16 protein-coding genes are annotated in these 18,626 nt (G+C 29.6%); all 16 read left to right on the top strand.

Going from position 1 to position 18,626, the window contains the following annotated elements:
• On the top strand, positions 1 to 938 hold a 938-nt coding region (locus H3S88_RS09185; RefSeq protein WP_198228650.1), incomplete at its 5' end, for a type VI secretion system Vgr family protein.
• 25 nt (positions 939 to 963) lie between these two features.
• On the top strand, positions 964 to 1,668 hold the full coding sequence (locus tag H3S88_RS09180; protein ID WP_198228649.1) for a hypothetical protein: 705 nt from the start codon (positions 964 to 966) through the stop codon (positions 1,666 to 1,668).
• Positions 1,669 to 1,688: 20 nt separating this feature from the next.
• Complete coding sequence (locus tag H3S88_RS09175; protein ID WP_198228648.1) at positions 1,689 to 2,294, top strand: hypothetical protein; 606 nt, start codon at positions 1,689 to 1,691, stop codon at positions 2,292 to 2,294.
• A 64-nt stretch (positions 2,295 to 2,358) separates the two neighbouring features.
• Complete coding sequence (locus H3S88_RS09170; protein ID WP_198228647.1) at positions 2,359 to 5,073, top strand: hypothetical protein; 2,715 nt, start codon at positions 2,359 to 2,361, stop codon at positions 5,071 to 5,073.
• Positions 5,074 to 5,168: 95 nt separating this feature from the next.
• A complete protein-coding gene (locus H3S88_RS09165; RefSeq protein ID WP_198228646.1) occupies positions 5,169 to 5,774 on the top strand; it encodes a hypothetical protein in 606 nt (201 codons plus the stop codon).
• A gap of 3 nt (positions 5,775 to 5,777) precedes the next feature.
• Entirely contained in the window at positions 5,778 to 6,728 is a 951-nt protein-coding gene (locus H3S88_RS09160; protein WP_198228645.1) for a hypothetical protein, read from the top strand.
• 494 nt (positions 6,729 to 7,222) lie between these two features.
• Positions 7,223 to 7,873, top strand: coding sequence for a hypothetical protein (locus H3S88_RS09155; protein WP_198228644.1), 651 nt, complete (start codon positions 7,223 to 7,225; stop codon positions 7,871 to 7,873).
• The gene (locus tag H3S88_RS09150; protein WP_198228643.1) at positions 7,860 to 9,503 is read left to right on the top strand and encodes a hypothetical protein; all 1,644 of its coding nucleotides are present in this window, start codon (positions 7,860 to 7,862) and stop codon (positions 9,501 to 9,503) included. Before H3S88_RS09155 ends, H3S88_RS09150 begins: the two co-directional genes overlap by 14 nt.
• 60 nt (positions 9,504 to 9,563) lie before the next feature.
• On the top strand, positions 9,564 to 10,568 hold the full coding sequence (locus H3S88_RS09145) for a hypothetical protein (protein ID WP_198228642.1): 1,005 nt from the start codon (positions 9,564 to 9,566) through the stop codon (positions 10,566 to 10,568).
• A 291-nt stretch (positions 10,569 to 10,859) separates the two neighbouring features.
• The gene (locus H3S88_RS09140; RefSeq protein ID WP_086301156.1) at positions 10,860 to 11,459 is read left to right on the top strand and encodes a hypothetical protein; all 600 of its coding nucleotides are present in this window, start codon (positions 10,860 to 10,862) and stop codon (positions 11,457 to 11,459) included.
• A gap of 274 nt (positions 11,460 to 11,733) precedes the next feature.
• On the top strand, positions 11,734 to 12,282 hold the full coding sequence (locus H3S88_RS09135) for a hypothetical protein (protein WP_198228641.1): 549 nt from the start codon (positions 11,734 to 11,736) through the stop codon (positions 12,280 to 12,282).
• Positions 12,283 to 12,403: 121 nt separating this feature from the next.
• Positions 12,404 to 13,843 carry a hypothetical protein gene (locus H3S88_RS09130; protein ID WP_198228640.1) on the top strand — a complete coding sequence of 480 codons (1,440 nt, stop codon included), beginning with the start codon at positions 12,404 to 12,406 and terminating at the stop codon, positions 13,841 to 13,843.
• A gap of 74 nt (positions 13,844 to 13,917) precedes the next feature.
• Positions 13,918 to 14,586 (top strand): hypothetical protein, encoded by a 669-nt coding sequence (locus H3S88_RS09125; RefSeq protein WP_198228639.1) that lies wholly within the window; start codon positions 13,918 to 13,920, stop codon positions 14,584 to 14,586.
• A 530-nt stretch (positions 14,587 to 15,116) separates the two neighbouring features.
• Positions 15,117 to 16,016: a site-specific tyrosine recombinase XerD gene (xerD, locus tag H3S88_RS09120; RefSeq protein ID WP_198228651.1), complete on the top strand. Its 900-nt coding sequence runs from the start codon at positions 15,117 to 15,119 to the stop codon at positions 16,014 to 16,016.
• 25 nt (positions 16,017 to 16,041) lie between these two features.
• The gene (gene dsbC / locus H3S88_RS09115) at positions 16,042 to 16,746 is read left to right on the top strand and encodes a bifunctional protein-disulfide isomerase/oxidoreductase DsbC (protein WP_086326910.1); all 705 of its coding nucleotides are present in this window, start codon (positions 16,042 to 16,044) and stop codon (positions 16,744 to 16,746) included.
• Between the two features lie 80 nt (positions 16,747 to 16,826).
• Complete coding sequence (recJ, locus tag H3S88_RS09110; protein WP_198228638.1) at positions 16,827 to 18,563, top strand: single-stranded-DNA-specific exonuclease RecJ; 1,737 nt, start codon at positions 16,827 to 16,829, stop codon at positions 18,561 to 18,563.
• The last annotated feature ends 63 nt before the right edge of the window (positions 18,564 to 18,626 follow it).

Genomic DNA, 18,626 nt, shown 5'->3' with positions numbered 1-18,626 from the left:
TTGACCAAAACAAAGAGCAGCGAGGTGAGGGATTTGAACTGCGCACCGATGAGTGGGGAGCGATTGCTGCCAATAAAGGTTTATACCTGACCAGTCAGACCGAGCCTAAGGCACAGGGTAAACAACTTGATATGCAAGGTGCCATTACCCAGCTTGAAAATGCGTTATCAATTGCTAAAGCACTGCAAAATGCAGCAACCTCATCTGAAGCACATGGTGCGGATACCGACAGTCAGGAGCAACTTAAAGCGACATTAACTCAATTAGCCCAAAGTGGCATTCTTGCTTATGCGCAAGAAGGTATCGCTTTAACCAGTCCGGAAAACATCCAACTGTCCACTTCAAACAGTGTATCGGTGACCAGTGAAAACCAGACTGACATTAATGCGTTAAAAAACATTACCGTCTCATCCGGTGAATCAATCGGTCTGTTTGCTCATAAATCAGGAATGAAAGTCTTTGCCAACCAAGGTGATGTTGAGGTGCAAGCGCAAAATGCCAACCTGAATATGGCTGCCAAGCAAGATATTAAAATAGACAGTGTGGATGGAAAGCTGACGGTCACCGCAAGTGAAGAACTGACGTTAATGTGTGGCGGTTCATACATCAAACTCAGTAGTGCTGGGATTGAACTGGGCACCGCTGATAATGTTTATATAAAAAGTAATGCATTGCAGAAAATGGGGCCAGAAATATCACAAATTGATAGCCTATATTTACCATGTAAAACGGAAGATAGTTTATATCATATAAAATTTCTATTGAAAGATACCAATACAAATGAACCTTTAAAAAAGGTTAAATATGAAATTATATTAGCTAATGGTATTAAGTTAAAAGGAATAAGCGATAATAAAGGATATACTAAAAAAATTATTTCAGAAAATAATGAAATTGTTAATTTAAGGATTTTTAAACCATCATTTACAAATAATTGAATTTGATTTAAGAGATGATAGATTTATGAGTAAAATTGAAATAATGAATTCAGAAATGAATAAAATTGACAATGATGATGTGAAGGAAGCTTATATTAGTGGATCTGAAGACTATTTAATTCCATTAGTTTTTCCTGATTATCTTATTCGATTAGAAGGAGGAAGTGCAGCGACGTCAAATAAATATTTAGGCACAGACCGGGTTCCTTATTTGGGGCATGCTGGAGTATTAATAATTAATGGTCAAAATGGTAAAACCAAATATTATGAATATGGTCGATATCCTCCAGGAGATCTTGGGAGAACGAGAAATGTTCCAATAAATAATGTTGAAATAACTCCAAAAAAAATGATAACAATAACATCATTAAAACAAGTATTACGCAAAATATCAGCATCATCAGGACAGAAAGGAAGAATTGAAGGAGGAATTCTTAGGAGTGACAACATATATGATAAGGCAGTAGAATATTGTGAAAAAAAAATAAAAGAAAATGATGATCCTAATAGAAAGCCTTATTCAATTTATAGTAACAGCTGCGTAACATTTGTACGAGAATTGACTGTATATTTAGGTTTTTACGCTCCAACAATAGCCTCACATACCTCACTAACAGGATATTTTGGGAGCAAAGTTCCAACTCTATATATGCAGCAATTTCAATTTTTTATTACAGTAAGAGACTTATTTTATAACTACAAAACAGATAAATTAGAGGTTAACTTCTAATGATAAAGATGATCAATTATATGTTTTTACTTTTATTTTTTTTTACTATTGATATTTTTGCTTACAATAAAGTTGTATTAGCTTTAAATAATAATTCTATTTCATATTATAACGGAAAGGATATTGAGACTTTAACAATTACTTCAACAAAACAACCCGACTATTGTATTTTGATTTCATCAAGTGAGGGAATCCCTCTCACAAAAGGTAAAATATATTTCAATGAACCTATAGAATTATTAAAAAAAGCACTAAATAATGCTTATTTGAATCCAGCTTCAAAATGGTGGTCAATTGAACTATATCATGATAATGATTTTAATCACCCTTATGCAATTTTACCTATTACTGCGAATAAAGAATGCGATAATGGCGGATTAAACTTCGAAATTATTGAACACCATCCACCTTATTACTTTATTTCAATAAAACTTAATGATAAAACTATTTATGAATTTGGCTTTATTAAATCAGAAATTGAATTAAATGAAAAAGATTTTGATTTTGCTTTATTTGATGAAGTTTATATGAAAAACAATAATAAATACACTTTATTATCATGTGATAAAACAAATTTTGACTGTAGTATTGCCAAATATGCATATCCTTACCAATTTTTTAAATAAAAAAACAATATGTATAATGATTTCACTTAAATTATAAATATTAATTTAAGTGAAATAAATAATTATGGTTGACATAAAACAATCGAATTACTTTAAATGGTTAGATAAACTAAATATCATCAATAGAAAAAAACAGTCTTTTCAAAAGGATTTTGAGAAAATAAAAAAGTATTACCATTACCCTGAGTTTTTTATACCTTTATTACTTAATTATCCAACTCCTGAAGTTTTGTTTACTGACCTTCAATTGAGTGAGGGAGATAATAAACAAAAATTGACTTATTTACCACCAAAAGCAACATTTGAATTAGATGGGCAAGAAAACGGATACGCTAAAATTCGTAAGATTAATGATTGTGACGTTCCAAACCTATTAGTAAAAGAAAATGGCAGTTCAGACGCACCACATAAAGGTTATGTCAAAGTAACCTCACTGACTTCATTCACATTTAAACCTGAAAAATTCAATGACATTGTGGTATTAAAATCACCGATTGCAATTTCTAGTGGCGATTTTATTGGTTATATCGGGCATAATCAACTCAAAAAAAATAGTTTTAACGAGCCTACACAAGCATCTATAGCCACAATAAAACGACCATCAGATAAAAAATTACCGCAACTGTTACATGTTGAATTATTTACCGGTGAGGATTTATCAGCATTTATTACCCAAACCCGTGCTTTAGCCGATAATTTACCCGAAAGTGAAAAAAACTTAATTCTGGTTGAAAAAGGTGCAAGATTGATACAAGCATCAGAAGCGGATGGAAAATTAAATTCAGGATTAGGAATAAAGTTTACCAGTGATAAAGATAGTTATTACGTTAAAATTAACTTGGAATATACTTTAAATTCAAAGGAATACTATGCTGATAACAATCTGGCTGCACAATCTAAAGTTGATGAAAAAATTGAAGAAAATGATAACGACTTATCGAATAAGACTTTAGAAATCACTTTAACAGCCGACAATAAAGAACAGTTAGAAAATAGATATAATAAAACTTATCCGCAGTTAACCAAGTCTGATATTCCGGATAAGGTTGAACTTGTTGAAGTTGATCACAATAGTTCATCTGTCAAAATACGTTTTTGTGTGAATACTAAACATTATTGGATAGCGTCAAAAGATGTCTCTCACTTATTTGGACAAGATGGGACACTCAATACCGTAATTCCTTATTGGAATAATTTTCCGCTATCATTTGATAATTTACCTCCTGCAACTAAAGATAACACGGTACATTTTCCACGGACAGTATCATTAGATTCATTAAGTAATGAGAATTTAATCACTATAGAAGACGAAAGCACGGATTCAATTTGGGTAAAAGTCACCGCAGGAAATGAAGAGCGTTGGTCAATAACAGGTTGGGTAAACATCAAAAAAGATGCTCAAGAGCACGTTAAACGAATCAGCCCATGGCATTGGCAAGGATTTGAGACAGTAATCGAAAAAGCTAGTGTGGGAGAATTTTATACTAAAATAAACGATAACCGAGCAGGAACATTGGACATTAAAGAATATACTGATTCAATGAAAGCTATGCATAAAATCTTAATTGAATCACTTTTATATTCTGTTCAGCGAAAAAAAGGACTGCCACCTTTTACTATTGAATTTCTGAAAGATGGCCTACGCAATAGTTGGATAGCCGAAATGATAGGTCACTTAATAATAAAATATGAAAGTGAATGGTATGCAGACGAAGCGCTAACCAAATGGAACGAAATAGATAGTTTATTTGAGAAAGAAACACAGAAACAAAAAAAATTAATTGAAAAATGGTTAGATGACAATAACATAACCATGCCTTATAAGCGAAACTCAGCCTTAAACAGTGTCGATGAAGCGCACGAGGAAACCAAAATACATTGGCAACTGGAAAAAGAGCAACGCATTAAACCCTCCCTTTGGTGGCGAGAAGTAGCACAATCTCAAGCAACCCAATCATCAAACAACCAAACACCACAAACACCCGCTCTAAGCAATCTTTCTGCTGATGGCAAAGCATGGTTTATTCATCCAGTATCAATAATGGGTAGATTTATAAGCCCAGGTATAGTGACATATCATATTTACCACGATGGAAAAATTGAAAAACATATACCACTGGAAATATCGAAAGGCTACGAGCAAAAATATAAGTATGTTTATCATGATGTAAATAAAAATCAACATGAAATTGGTATTTTTAATATACATAAAACAAAAGCAATGGAAAGAGGAAATGTAGCTTTAGATTATGATGTAGAATTAATCAATGTAAAGGAGTTTGAAGAAGGATATAGTTCAAAAGAAGGAAATGTTAAAGCAAAATTTAAAACATTTAATAGTGATAGTAAAAGATGGTATATAAATCCCGATTGTTTTGCAGGATTACTTGGAGCCATGCTTGAATTAAATGTTGACTATTTAGGATTCAATGGATTTAGTACATATGATGCTAAGTCAGTTCAAAGTAAGTCTCATATTAATGGCGTCGCTGGAGATTTAAGGTATATATCAACAAAAAGAAATGGAGAATTAACTTGGTTAAGTTATTCCACCTTTGATTTTAATGAACAAGAAAAATTTAATATAGCATTACATAAATTTGGTTGGGCAAGAACTTCGTTAATGTATTCTGAATACTTTACTTATAACAAAAAAGCTAACACATTACTTTCTTATACTAAACATATGCACAAAGAGGGTAAAGGTGGATATGAGCACTATCATCATTTACATATTTGTGGTTTTGATTTTAATTTGATCATAAAAAAACAAGATTGATTTGAATTTTTTGGAATTAATTTATTATTTTTTAATTTCAGGAGATAAAATGAAAAATAGAAAATTCAATTTTAAAGTTTAGAGGAAATAACATAATGAAATTATTCAGAAAATATTTAATTATTTTTTTTATAAGTTATTTATCTGTAAATTATGCATTTTCAACAAATGTAACAAGTGAATTAAATTACTATAAAAAAATAAACTTACCTTATTCCTCTAATGAATTAAAAAAATACTATTATTGGGGAGAATATGGGTTGTATTTGTCTCCTGATATGCCGTTTCCTCTCAGGTTCACTAATAAAGAATTTTCATATAAACCTAAATTATTTGATTATCTCGCTAAAACGACATTTTATTTTCCTCATTGTTATTTTTATTATAAAAATATTTTATATAAAGGCGTTATACAGATGGCGACAGGTGAAAATGATGGTAAAGTTTTTACTTTTCAATTATATAGTTATGATAATCAAGGGGAGGTTATTGATGCAATATTACTTTATAAAGTTGAGGGTGGTGAAATATCATACTGGAATGACTTTATTATAAATCCAAATGGAAAAATTTTGATAACTCAATATCAGCAAGAAAACCTTTTTGAGGACGATGAGGAGCCAAAAAATAATCAAATCGATACCAAAACTGTAGAATTTCAAATGACTCCTTCTGGTATTTTTAATTCAACAAAGGAGTAGTTTATGAAAAAATCAATATATATAGCGGTGATAATGAATTTGCTTATTTTTAATAGCTATGCTGAGCAATTTAATGTGGCGGATGATTATAAAGGTAAATCTAATATTCCTTCAATGGATATAATTCAATTAGAAAAAGATTGCCGTAAAACAATTGATTTTTGGCAGATGACAAATTCTGAACGAGAAAGGATAAGAGAAAATTGTCCAATTAATCAAATTGCTTTCTATTTTGAAAATTTATATGAAACAATTAACAATAAAAAAAATATTTATAGTTCTGAGAAACTAGATCTTATTATTGAGAAAACTACCTCTGCCAAAATAATTAACAATATAAAATACCCCATTAAAGCGCTCAATTTATCCATTTTTAATAAAACAAATTTTATAGATAAAATTACTTTAGCGAAGAGTTATTATGATGTGGAAGGTTATTATTGGTTAATCAATCAATATTATTATATTAGTGATAGCGGGGATATTTATACATTATCAGTCAAGGATATAGATGGTAATGTGGAGCCTATATTTTGGAAACACTATCAAATAGACAAAGAAAATTTACATTTTAAACTTTCAGAACTGTTGATCGATAATGGATATAAATATGAAATCATTTATCCAGATCATTTTAAAATTCTTGAAGGTTCATTAGAAGAATCAAATTATGAAGTTGACAAATTAAAAACATGTTATCAAAAAGAATATTCGACACGTTGTAGTATTGATTCGTATCGTTTTTACCATAATATTTTGTCTCAAAAACTTGAGAAGTTAAAAGAAAAAAATATAAATAATAAACAATCGATAGAAATAATTGATAAGGAAATCAATAAAATATGTTTATCAATAACTGAGCCGGATGATCATTTTGAAGCAGAGAATTTTACCTTTACCATCACTAAATGTTTAACCGAGCAATTGAACAAAAGGATTGAAAAAATCGATTAAATATTAGAAAGTCGATGATCTAAGTTTTATATATGCATTTAGTTAATTATTAGCAACTTAATATTTGGTTATTAGATCATGACATTGCCGAGAAGGGTGTTGGATAAATTTATGGGGCATTAAAAGTTAATAACCTTAATGTACAAATAAATTTTCCTGATAATTTGATTGTATTTTTCAATTCAGATTACGATAAAAACCCAGTTCAACAGTATTTAGAAGAATTTGATATTTAATGCAATAGCAAAAATACTTTTACATATTATCTTAAAGAAGCAAAAAGAACATGGCATTAGTAGTCAAAAAATCTAAAGCAAAAAAGCACTTTCTCATTATTTAATAAAAAGTTAGATGTTTATAGAGAATAAAAATAATAATACTAAACAATAAGATGCACTTCTCCATACTCATTTACACTCAGGCGATTTTGATAATACTAAAGTAAAAGAGATTAAATTATTCTAATGATTAATTATATGTAAGGATTATAAATTATGAAAGAAAAATTATTTATAATGTTACTTTGTTTTTTCTTCTCTAATATTCATGCAGAGATAAAAGATACCAGTATAAAATCAAAGTTAATTCTCGATTCTAAGAACTACATAGGTGATGAACTTATAAGTAAAAAAGAGTTTGCTAAAAAAATAGATTTATCTTGCAATGAGGCTCATCCATATGGAGGAATTGATAAAGAAATCAATGAAGAGAGAGAAAAATGCATCTTTTCTAAGGTGAATTTTGATTATGAAAATATAGTAGACAATATAAAATTAAATGAAAAAATATATTTAACACCTATAAACGGTGTCAATTTATTTTTAAAAAAAACAAAAGAACCAAATTATCCGAAAAACTTATTAGATGATGAAGTTAAAATATATACAGAAATGAATGATAAAGTAATTGATCAGCTAATCATTTACTCTAATGAGTATGATATGGAAAGTTATTATGCAAAATCACAATACTATTTCATTGATAATTATATCTATGTATTAAGTTCTAATATATTAGAAGAAGGGCAAACGCTAAACTTTTGGGGTAAATATTCAGTAGAAAATAATGGCAAATTTAAATTACAAGAATCCATTAAATGTCATTATCTTTTTAAAGAAAGAAAAGAGATGAATGTGTGTAAATAAGTTTAATTGTCAAAATGTTTACGTAGGAAATGAAGATCGTAGGCCAATAACAGGTTGGGTAAACATCAAAAAAGATGCTCAAGAGCACGTTAAACGAATCAGTCCCTGGCATTGGCAAGGATTTGAGACAGTAATCGAAAAAGCTTCTGTAGGAGAATTTTATACTAAAATAAACGATAACCGAGCAGGAACATTAGATATTAAAGAATATACTGATTCAATGAAAGCTATGCATAAAATCTTAATTGAATCACTTTTATATTCTGTTCAGCGAAAAAAAGGACTGCCACCTTTTACTGTTGAATTTCTGAAAGATGGTCTACGCAATAGTTGGATAGCCGAAATGATAGGTCACTTAATAATAAAATATGAAAGTGAATGGCATGCAGACGAGGCGCTAACCAAATGGAAAGAAATAGATAGTTTATTTGATAAAGAAACACATAAACAAAAAAAATTAATTGAAAAATGGTTAGATGACAATAACATAACCATGCCTTATAAGCGAAACTCAGCCTTAAACAGTGTCGATGAAGCGCACGAGGAAACCAAAATACATTGGCAACTGGAAAAAGAGCAACGCATTAAACCATCACTTTGGTGGCAAAAAGTGGCACAAAACCAACAACAAGCCCAACCAACAAACAACCAAACACCACAAACACCCGCACTAAGCAATCTTTCTGCTGATGGTAAAGCATGGTTTATTCATCCAGTATCAATAATGGGTAGATTTATAAGCCCAGGTATAGTGACATATCATATTTACCACGATGGAAAAATTGAAAAACACATACCACAGGAAATATCGAAAGACTACAAGCAAAAATATAAGTATGTTTATCATGATGAAAAGGATAATGAACATGAAATATGTATTTGTGATTGGCATACTATTAAAAAGAAGATTTTATCTTCAAAAGCAGGAGGAACTTATTCATACCCAAATCATGGTACTGTATCAGAGTCTAAAACAAATGTTAATGACGGATATATGGTTGCTAGAGCTAAATACACCAATGGTGATATTCATGAATGGGTAGTTAAAGAAAAAGGAGTTAGCATCTATCAGCGGCTTACAATGGCTAATGGTGATATTGCAGAATATGGGATTCACGATACAGCAAATAATGGAAAACCAGGAAACATTTGGAAATTATATACTCAACAACAAGAGGAAGCTCAATTAATAAAAATTCCTGAAATTATAAATTATGAAAATGATGATGTGACTATTAAATGCGAACTAACAGAAACCTTTCGAAAATATACTAATCCTGACATTATGGCGGGTTTTATAGGCGCACTAGCTGAGATTAAGGAAAATATTCTAGTCACAGGTAGTGCTTACGAGCAAGGTTCTTGTTTTCCTAGTGCTTTACATATTAATGGTCAAAGTATTGATACTAAATATATTCGAAAAGTTAATAATTTATCAAACTGGAATAAAGACAGAGCATTTGTACAAGCTCTGTATAAATTTCATTTTACTATATTTAGAATTGGTACATTAATGTATGAATCAGATTTTGAAGACCTTAAGGGTACAAAGGATGGTTTAGGTTTACATAACTCTCATTTACATTCAGAAAAGTTTGACTTTGCTTCAATAAAAGAAATTACTTATTGAATTGATAAAAATATAACTATCTATGGATGTAAAAGTCGATAAATTAAATTGTGGAAAATTATGAAAATAAAAATTTTGCTAAATTTAGTCTTGTTTTTTATTTTATCAATAAATATTGTCTATGCAACCGAACCACCCGAAACATGGTATTTTTATAAAGTTTCCAAAAATACTGTTTTGGGCGGAGAGCCAACTTTTGAAAGAGAGCGATTAATATATAGATATTGGCAAACGAAACTAACAATAAGCGACAAAGAGGTAGTAATCGATAAAGCTTGCACTATTCCAGAGGGCGCAACGAACGAAATCGTTACACCATTATCGTATTGGAAGTCGCCAGAGCAAGTAGATAAGTACCAGAAAATTTTTTCAGAAGAGAGAATCCCACTCGAAAACCAAATTCACATAATAAAAAATGACTTAAATGATAAAGGTTCGCCCTGCTCTAAACAGGATCTTACCGCCTTAATAAAAACAGGAAATTTTATGGTATTTATGACCGAACCAGGATATATAATTATTTTTTCAAAAAATTTAGAAAAAGACAGATTATCATCAGCCACATATAGAGGATTAGATCAACCATTAAATTTGTTAGGTCACCCAATGTTAATTGATAAAAAAAATGTTAATAAAATGAATAAAGAGTGTAATTTTCCTGGTGATGGTACTTATGAGTATGATAGTTATAACAAATGTCCACTAACAGAATTACATATATATTTTGCCCGTGTAATAAACAAATTACAAGCTGAAAAAGAATATAGTTTTGAGAATAATAAAGATAAATTCTATTTTACTAAAAATCAAATAAAAGAATTTGAATACGAAATATATTTGAATATTGAAAAAAATAATAAACTAATAGACCGTTTACCCATCTATAAGGAAAATATTTTAGAATCAGCTTTTTTTGAACAATATTACTATATCGATAAAGAATTCAAAAATGTTTGGTTATTGAATTATTATGGGGATGATTCAATTCACCATGTTACAGAATGGAGGCATTATAAAATTGATAATACAGGACATTTTAAATTATTAGAATCTAGATCGTACTAATATAAAAATACGAAATTTTATAATGGTTAGTAGTGTTTTTATTAAATCATATTTTAGCCATTAAGTTAGGTGATTACAGAGAAAAAGTTGTGATTTTTACCCGTAACTTTTTCAAAAATAAGGAAAGGATTAAAGGTTAACAGATGAAATATTCATATTATCTAGTACCACTTTGTTTACTATTCAGCACCTACAGTCAATTCTATTTGTAGTTTTAATCATTATCTGGTAGTGAATAAAAAGTGTAACTATAAATGATATATAATAATTTTAATAATATAAGTGTAAAATATGATCAAGATTAAGCGGTTTGGTATTTTTTTTGTAGTAACTTTATTAGTTTTTCAAGTTAAAGCTCAAGATAAATTTAGTAATAAAATTCTTTATGAGTTTAAAGAATATTCGTCAAAGGTCTCATCCCCTGAATATACGTTAAAAAATTTTTTCAATGATAATCATGTTGTATATGATGAAAATAATTCATTAAATTCACTTTTTCAACCAAATACCCCATTGAATAGTATGGTTAATCATAGAAAGCCTTATACAGGTGAAGCTAAATTTTTTAAAGAAATACATCTGGATAAAAATTTAAAAATTTTGCTCTTTGCATATTTAGATCCAGATGAACAAGATTCATATTTAAATTTATTTACAATCGAAATGCAGATTTTTGATAAAAATTATAATTTTATAGACAAAATAATTGTTGTCGATGGAGCTTTAGCAGAATGTTCAATTAACAAAAGAATTCGTTTATATAAAAATAGAAATTTTGAAATTATAGAAAAAGAAAAATGCTTAGATATAGAAGAAAATGATAGATTATTATCGGAACAGACTAAAGTAACTTATTATTACATTGATAAAAATGGGGAAATACGTAATTGATAAAAAAGTAAATTTTATGATTTTTATGACCCAACAAAATATTTATTTCTTTAGAAAAACTTAGAAAAAGACAGATTATTATCAGCTAAAGGATTAAATCAACAATTAAATTTGTTAGGTCACTCAATATTAAGTGATAAAAAATGTTAGGTTGGAGTTACTCCATAAAGGGTAAAGTATACTTTTTAAACCATATTCCAAAAGAAACTACAAATCACGATCATCATTTACATATTGAATATTATGATATGAAGAAAGTTAAGGAAATCAAAGAATGAAACAGTTAATTTATCTGATTATTATCTGTTTTATTGTGTTTGGAAACGTTAATAAAGCAATTGCAAATACTATAAAAAATGAAATCTTAATAACCAACTCGTTTACTGGTGAAAAATTAATATCAAGTAAAGAATTTGTACAATCTGTAAATAGAACTTGTGAAGATGATGACACATGTACTCTTTCGAAGATAAAAAAAAGTTATTATCAGCAATTTCGTGACCTAAACAATGATGAAATAACTATATCGAAACTTAAGAATAATATTGAATTAAAATTAAAAAAAGAAGAAACTCAAAACGAATTTTTAATAACTATCGAATTAATCTCATATAAGAATAATAAAAAAGTGGATTCTTTAATATGTTATGAATACAAAAATAATCCAAATGATAGTTTGGCCATAGAAAAACTGTATTATCTAGAAGATTATAATTTATGGACACTGTATTTTATTTATGATTTAGAATCCACAACTACTGGAAGTTGGATTAAATATAAAATTAATCCCGAAACAGGAAAATTTGGGTTAGATAATAAATAACTTACCAATTGGTTTTATTAAAGTTTTACTTTACATGTAAAGCATGTATGTAAAAATACATATTAATTGAGTTTAGTTAGCAAAATATACCTAATCTATGATTTACGATGAAAGAACCATTATGAAATTAAAAAAAATCTTTTTAAAAATTATTACGGTGTTATTTTTATCAATAAACATTGTCTATGCAACCGAACCACCCGAAACATGGTATTTTTATAAAGTTTCGAAAAATACAGCTTTAGATTATGAATCAGATTCTGAAAGAGAGCGTTTAATAGATAAATATTCAGAAACTAAACTAATCTTAATTGATGGCGATTTAACATTAGATAAAATTTGTACCATGCCACATGAGACAACGACTGATATTGAAACACCTTTATCATATTGGAAATCTCCCGAACTAACAGACAAGTATAAAAAAATTTTTATAGAAGAAAAAATCCCACTAGAAAACCAAATAGAAGTAACAAGAAATAACTATGAAAATGAAAATTATCCCTGTTTTAAAGAGGAATTTACAGACTTAATAAAAACAGGTAATTTTATGGTTTTCATGACTAAACCAGGATATTTACTCATTTTTTCAGAAAACTTAGAAAAAGATCTCTCTCAATCAAATGACAAATCATTTTCAAAAGAGTTGACACAACTACCGATTATTGACACTCCTTTAAATGATTATGATTTGTATGAATTAGATAAGGAAGACTCATTAAAAGAAATACCTGTCCATTATAAAAAGTATTTGGATATTCCTTCGTACGAGGGAGAAGATATATTAGCAGCGAAATTACCTTCAATTTCTTCAAATATTAATCCATATATTATTAGTTATGTTATGGATAGTGGAGAAAGGGATTCGTATTTATATTTATTTTCAGACGATGATAAAGTGTTAGATAAACTATTAATTTTTAGTTATATAACCACGACAAGGGGCGGGCCTGGAGGATACGGGCTTCCTGTTGGCTATCGTTATTTTAACATAGATAAAAACTATTCAATTGAACGTCGGCAACGTTTTGAAGATGAAACTATTGAAATCCAACATTATCAAGTAAACCAAAATGGGAAATTTAAAGAAATTCCTGTGACATCGGAATGTTATAATCAATTTCCGCCTAAAGATAAAAATAAGCACTCCTCAAAAAGTCTTTTATTATCCAACTTTCAAGCCAATAACTATTTACGCTCTTATCTTGAGGATAAAAATGATTTCTATGATATGACTATGACACTAAATATTGAAGAAAATATTTTTTGTCTCAATTATCAACAGTCTTTTCCAATAACTCTGAATAAAATCAATGCTAAAAAGTTTTTCAATAATGAAAATTTATACCAACAACAGGTTGAAAATTTTAAGAAAGTAGGTATTGATATAAGTAATGAGTTGGAATATATCACTTTCCAAAATATTGAAAATACCCGATTAACTAATTTTTTATTGAATGGCAATCAGGCGATTTATATGGACAATAAACTCTTTTTTGTCGGTGAAAATTACTTTGCTTTCTTTTGGCAACCAAAAGATGAAGAATTATTTTATGAATAGGTTAAATTTTAAGATACGATGATAGTCATTATCCATCTTGAATAGAACAGTAAGGGTGTTGATATTAAGTATAAATGGATAGGAAAAATAAATTAGAAATAATGCGGAGCTTTGATGGAGGAGTGGTGTCTCACCTTTTTGAGTATCAAAAAATGGAAATAATATTGTCGCAACTTTGCAAGTTACTGAATAAAATCTTAATACCCTTATTGTTTGTTTTTATTAATAACCAATCATTTGCACACACTCATTCTTATTGCAATCTGAATTTGGTTGTTAGTTACGATATTGAAGAATGTGCAAATTTTTTTGAAGAAAAAATATCATCACTTTCGTCAGAACAAAAACAGTCTTTTCAAAAGGATTTTGAGAAAATAAAAAAGGATTACCCTTACCCTGAGTTTTTTATTCCTTTATTACGTAATTATCCAACTCCTGAAGTTTTGTTTACTGACCTTCAATTGAGTGAGGAAGATGATAAAAGAAAGGAATATAATAAAACGAAAATTTCTTTTGATGATGTTGAGTCTTTAGTATTTAATAAATATATAAGGATTTTTCAAATATATAAAATTATTATTATCATGTTAGAGAAAAAGAGCAATCTAACATTAAGTGAACAAAATATGCTGCAAGTAAGTAAGCAACGCAGTCAATGTTTAGGTGATATTTTAGATGATTTAAGTAACAACCCTGAAAAATCAATTGAAGAAAAAGTTATTATAGATAAATGTTATAAATAATGATTCAAAAAAATCATTAATTATTTAATAGTATTAATGATAATTGTTTATAAATTTAACTGTAAGTGAACCTATAAATATATTACAAAATGTGGGTTTATAATCAAAATAGATCATTTTACTAAAAGGTATGCTGTAACAAAATTCGAATTGAAAAGATTGATGTTCTTAGCAAGGATTAATTATAAAAGTAATGATATTTGAACAAAAAACCGATATCAAACTTTTTAGATCTGTTTATTTTAAAACTTTAGACATTAAGTAACGTTATGCAGTTAATGGTATACAATAAAAAAATAGATGCTAATGTGTTTACAAAAATTAGTATAACCCGCTTAATAAAATGATTTTGTCAAAAAGTTTCAGGTTAACTATACGTTTAAGTAAAAAATGGGTTAAACGAATAATTGAATATCGAAAAAGTATTATACCAGCCTATAATCTGAACCTATCTGCAACTTATCCTCAGTTGGTATATAATAATTATCATAAATTAATAGTAGAGATGACTTTTGATATCTGATAAAAATATACCAGCACAAAATAAACTGTTAATACAACAATTTTTAGATGCATTATGGCTAGAACGCAATTTAGCTGAAAATACTGTTGCATCTTATCAACTTGATTTAATAGCATTAAGTCAATCACTGCAACAACAAGATGTAACGTTATTGACCGCACAAACGGATAATTTACAGAATTTTTTAATGCAGAGAGTTCAAGATGGGTATAAAGCCAGCAGCTCTGCACGTTTACTCAGTGCAACTAAACGATTTTTTCAGTATCTTTATCAAGAAAACTATCGTACTGATGATCCTTCTGCAGTTTTATCATCACCTAAATTACCCAAAAAACTGCCTAAAGATTTAACTGAATCACAAGTTGATGCTTTGCTTGAATCACCTAGTATTGAAGACCCTATTGAGCTTCGCGACAAAGCCATGCTAGAAGTTCTTTACGCCACAGGTTTACGTGTTTCTGAATTGGTTAATTTAGAAATAAGTGATGTCAGTTTACGTCAAGGTGTCGTTCGAATCATCGGTAAAGGTAACAAAGAACGTTTAGTACCACTTGGTGAAGAAGCGATTTATTGGTTAGAATATTATTTTAAATATGCTCGAAATGATCTTTTGAAAAATGGTGCAATTGATGTACTTTTTCCAAGCAGATTAGGAAAAAAAATGACCAGACAGACTTTCTGGCATAGAATCAAATATTATGCCATACTAACCGGCATTAATATTGAGGCTCTTTCCCCCCATGTACTTCGACATGCTTTTGCAACCCATTTGCTTAATCATGGCGCGGATTTGCGCGTGGTACAAATGCTACTCGGTCATAGTAGCTTATCAACCACTCAAATTTACACACATGTAGCAACGGAAAGATTAAAGCAGTTACACAGCAAACATCATCCTCGAGCGTAGTTCTCAACAAAATAAGGATAATTAAATGAAGAAAATAGTTTTAAGTATAGGTTTGGCATTAATCTCAACTTCAGTACTAGCAGCTAATACAGATATTACAAAAAGCTTAAACCGATTAGGTTATGAATCCAAAGATATAAAAATTGAGAATAGTCCAGTAAATGGATTTAAAACCGTGATTACGCCTGATGGCATTTTTTATGTTTCTGATGATGGTAAATACTTAACTCAAGGACCTATTTTTGATGTACAAGGTGATGAACCACAAAATATAGCTAATAGCAACAATGTTAAATTAATTAAATCTATTGAGAAAGATGCTATTGTCTATAAAGCTAACAATGAAAAATATGTTATTTCGGTATTTACCGATTATACTTGTCATTATTGTAAGTTATTGCATGAAAATATTAATAAATATTTAGATGCGGGTATTTCAGTGCACTATTTTGCTTTTCCTCGTGCTGGTGCAGATAGCGAAGTTGGGAAAAACATGCAATCAATCTGGAGTGTAGCGGATCGTAAAGCTGCTTTTGAAAATGCTTACAAAGATAATCCTATCTCTCCAGCAAGCAGTATGATACCTTATGTAACCCAACAATTTAACGTTGGCAAACAAATTGGTATTACTGGCACACCGGCCATTGTTTTAGCTGATGGTCAACTTGTTTCTGGCTATGTTCCTGCTGATAAATTACTGACTATTTTAAATAAAAAATCGGTTAAGTAATATTTAACTAATCATTTTTAATCATTAATTAAAACGAATATAAAGACATATGTTAGCGTTTTGACGCTAACATTTATAATATGAATAAAACCAAAATATTACATCGAAAATTACCTGAAATTTTTCCTGAGTTATCACAAGATATTCCGCGATTATTGCAACGAATATACGCATTGCGTGGTATTAGATCCATGCATGAACTTGATTATACTACGCAAAATTTATGCAATTTTGATAAATTGGATGGGACACAAAACGCTGTTGAAATTCTTTATTCGGCAATGAAAGAGAATAAACGCATTGTCGTTGTCGGTGATTTCGATACCGATGGAGCAACGAGTACGGCATTAATGGTCACAGCACTTAGAAAAATGGGCGGTCAATTTGTTGATTATATTATTCCAGATCGCTTTGAAGATGGCTATGGATTAAGTATAAGCGTAGTAAAAAAAGCTATTTCACAACACACGGATTTAATTATCACTGTTGATAATGGTATTGCTGCTGTTGAAGCGGTCGAGTTTGCAAAGCAAGCTAATTTAATGGTGATTATTACTGATCATCATTTATGTCCTGAACAGTTACCCAATGCTGATGCCATAATCAATCCTAATTTACCTGATTGTGCTTTTCCATCTAAACATTTGGCTGGCGTCGGAGTAGCCTTTTATTTTATGCTGGCATTAAGGGCTAAATTACGTAAGGAAGATTGGTATACAAAGAGAAATTTAACGCCATATAATGTTACTAATTTACTGGATTTAGTGGCCTTAGGTACTATTGCTGATGTAGTAAAACTTGATCACAATAATCGAATATTAGTCCATCAAGGCATAAGCCGAATTCGATCAGGCTATTGTTGTGAAGGAATAAAAGCTTTATTGCAAATTGCTAAAAAAGAGCAGTCGTCTTTCACTGCAACCGATCTCGCCTTTTATGTGGCTCCCCGACTAAATGCAGCAGGTAGAATGGATAATATGTCTTTAGGTGTTGAATTGTTACTTTGTGATGATTTTGATACTGCTTTAGAACAAGCCAAAAATCTTGATATGCTCAATAATGATCGCAAGTTGATTGAGCAAACTATGCATAAAGAAGCATTATCATTTATTCAACAAATTGAAAATCAAGCAACAGCCATTCCTGACATACTTATTGTTTATCATCCTGAATGGCATCAAGGTATTATTGGTATTTTATCTGCCCGATTAAAAGATAAGTATTATCGACCCGTTATCTCATTTGCTTCAACATCAGACGGTTTTTTAAAAGGATCGGGAAGATCAATTGCAGGAATACATTTCCGTGATTTATTAGATGAATTTGATCAGAAATACCCTAATTTAATTGTGAGTTTTGGTGGTCATGCAATGGCGGTAGGTTTAACCATTCGTGAAGAAGATTTTGAACAATTTAAAAATTGTTTTGAAGAGTTAATCAATGCGAAATTAATTAAGACATCACTAGAACCAATTATTGAAACAGATGGTGAAATTGATGGTAAAGATTTTAATTATGCGATCGCAAAACATATAAAAGAAGCAGGACCTTGGGGAGAAGGGTTTGCTGAGCCTATTTTTGATGGAGAATTTATCATTCATCAACAGCGCTTATTTGCAGAAAAACATCTTAGATTGGTTTTGGAACCCCAAAAAGGGGGACCGGTGATTGAAGGGATATTATTTAATGCTAATTTACAACAATGGCCAGATCAATCATTAAAAAATGTCAAAATCGTTTATCATCTGATGGTAGATGAATTTCGAGGTAATCAAATGGCAAAATTATTGATTCGATATTTATGGCCTATCGCATAAGCCATAAAAATCGACTATAATTATCTGGACATTTCGGAATTACATCCAATTGCCAATCAAAAC

Source organism: Gilliamella sp. B14448G11 (genome assembly GCF_016101765.1).
GTDB classification, from domain to species: domain Bacteria; phylum Pseudomonadota; class Gammaproteobacteria; order Enterobacterales; family Orbaceae; genus Gilliamella; species Gilliamella apicola_N.
This window is presented reverse-complemented; position numbering and strand designations above follow the sequence as displayed.

What these genes read in the sequence shown, in the direction of transcription:
- H3S88_RS09180 (WP_198228649.1), top strand. Translation starts at nt 964, where the DNA reads ATGAGTAAAATTGAAATAATGAATTCAGAAATGAATAAAATTGACAAT.
- H3S88_RS09175 (WP_198228648.1), top strand. Translation starts at nt 1,689, where the DNA reads ATGTTTTTACTTTTATTTTTTTTTACTATTGATATTTTTGCTTACAAT.
- H3S88_RS09170 (WP_198228647.1), top strand. Translation starts at nt 2,359, where the DNA reads ATGGTTGACATAAAACAATCGAATTACTTTAAATGGTTAGATAAACTA.
- H3S88_RS09165 (WP_198228646.1), top strand. Translation starts at nt 5,169, where the DNA reads ATGAAATTATTCAGAAAATATTTAATTATTTTTTTTATAAGTTATTTA.
- H3S88_RS09160 (WP_198228645.1), top strand. Translation starts at nt 5,778, where the DNA reads ATGAAAAAATCAATATATATAGCGGTGATAATGAATTTGCTTATTTTT.
- H3S88_RS09155 (WP_198228644.1), top strand. Translation starts at nt 7,223, where the DNA reads ATGAAAGAAAAATTATTTATAATGTTACTTTGTTTTTTCTTCTCTAAT.
- H3S88_RS09150 (WP_198228643.1), top strand. Translation starts at nt 7,860, where the DNA reads ATGTGTGTAAATAAGTTTAATTGTCAAAATGTTTACGTAGGAAATGAA.
- H3S88_RS09145 (WP_198228642.1), top strand. Translation starts at nt 9,564, where the DNA reads ATGAAAATAAAAATTTTGCTAAATTTAGTCTTGTTTTTTATTTTATCA.
- H3S88_RS09140 (WP_086301156.1), top strand. Translation starts at nt 10,860, where the DNA reads ATGATCAAGATTAAGCGGTTTGGTATTTTTTTTGTAGTAACTTTATTA.
- H3S88_RS09135 (WP_198228641.1), top strand. Translation starts at nt 11,734, where the DNA reads ATGAAACAGTTAATTTATCTGATTATTATCTGTTTTATTGTGTTTGGA.
- H3S88_RS09130 (WP_198228640.1), top strand. Translation starts at nt 12,404, where the DNA reads ATGAAATTAAAAAAAATCTTTTTAAAAATTATTACGGTGTTATTTTTA.
- H3S88_RS09125 (WP_198228639.1), top strand. Translation starts at nt 13,918, where the DNA reads ATGGATAGGAAAAATAAATTAGAAATAATGCGGAGCTTTGATGGAGGA.
- dsbC (WP_086326910.1), top strand. Translation starts at nt 16,042, where the DNA reads ATGAAGAAAATAGTTTTAAGTATAGGTTTGGCATTAATCTCAACTTCA.
- recJ (WP_198228638.1), top strand. Translation starts at nt 16,827, where the DNA reads ATGAATAAAACCAAAATATTACATCGAAAATTACCTGAAATTTTTCCT.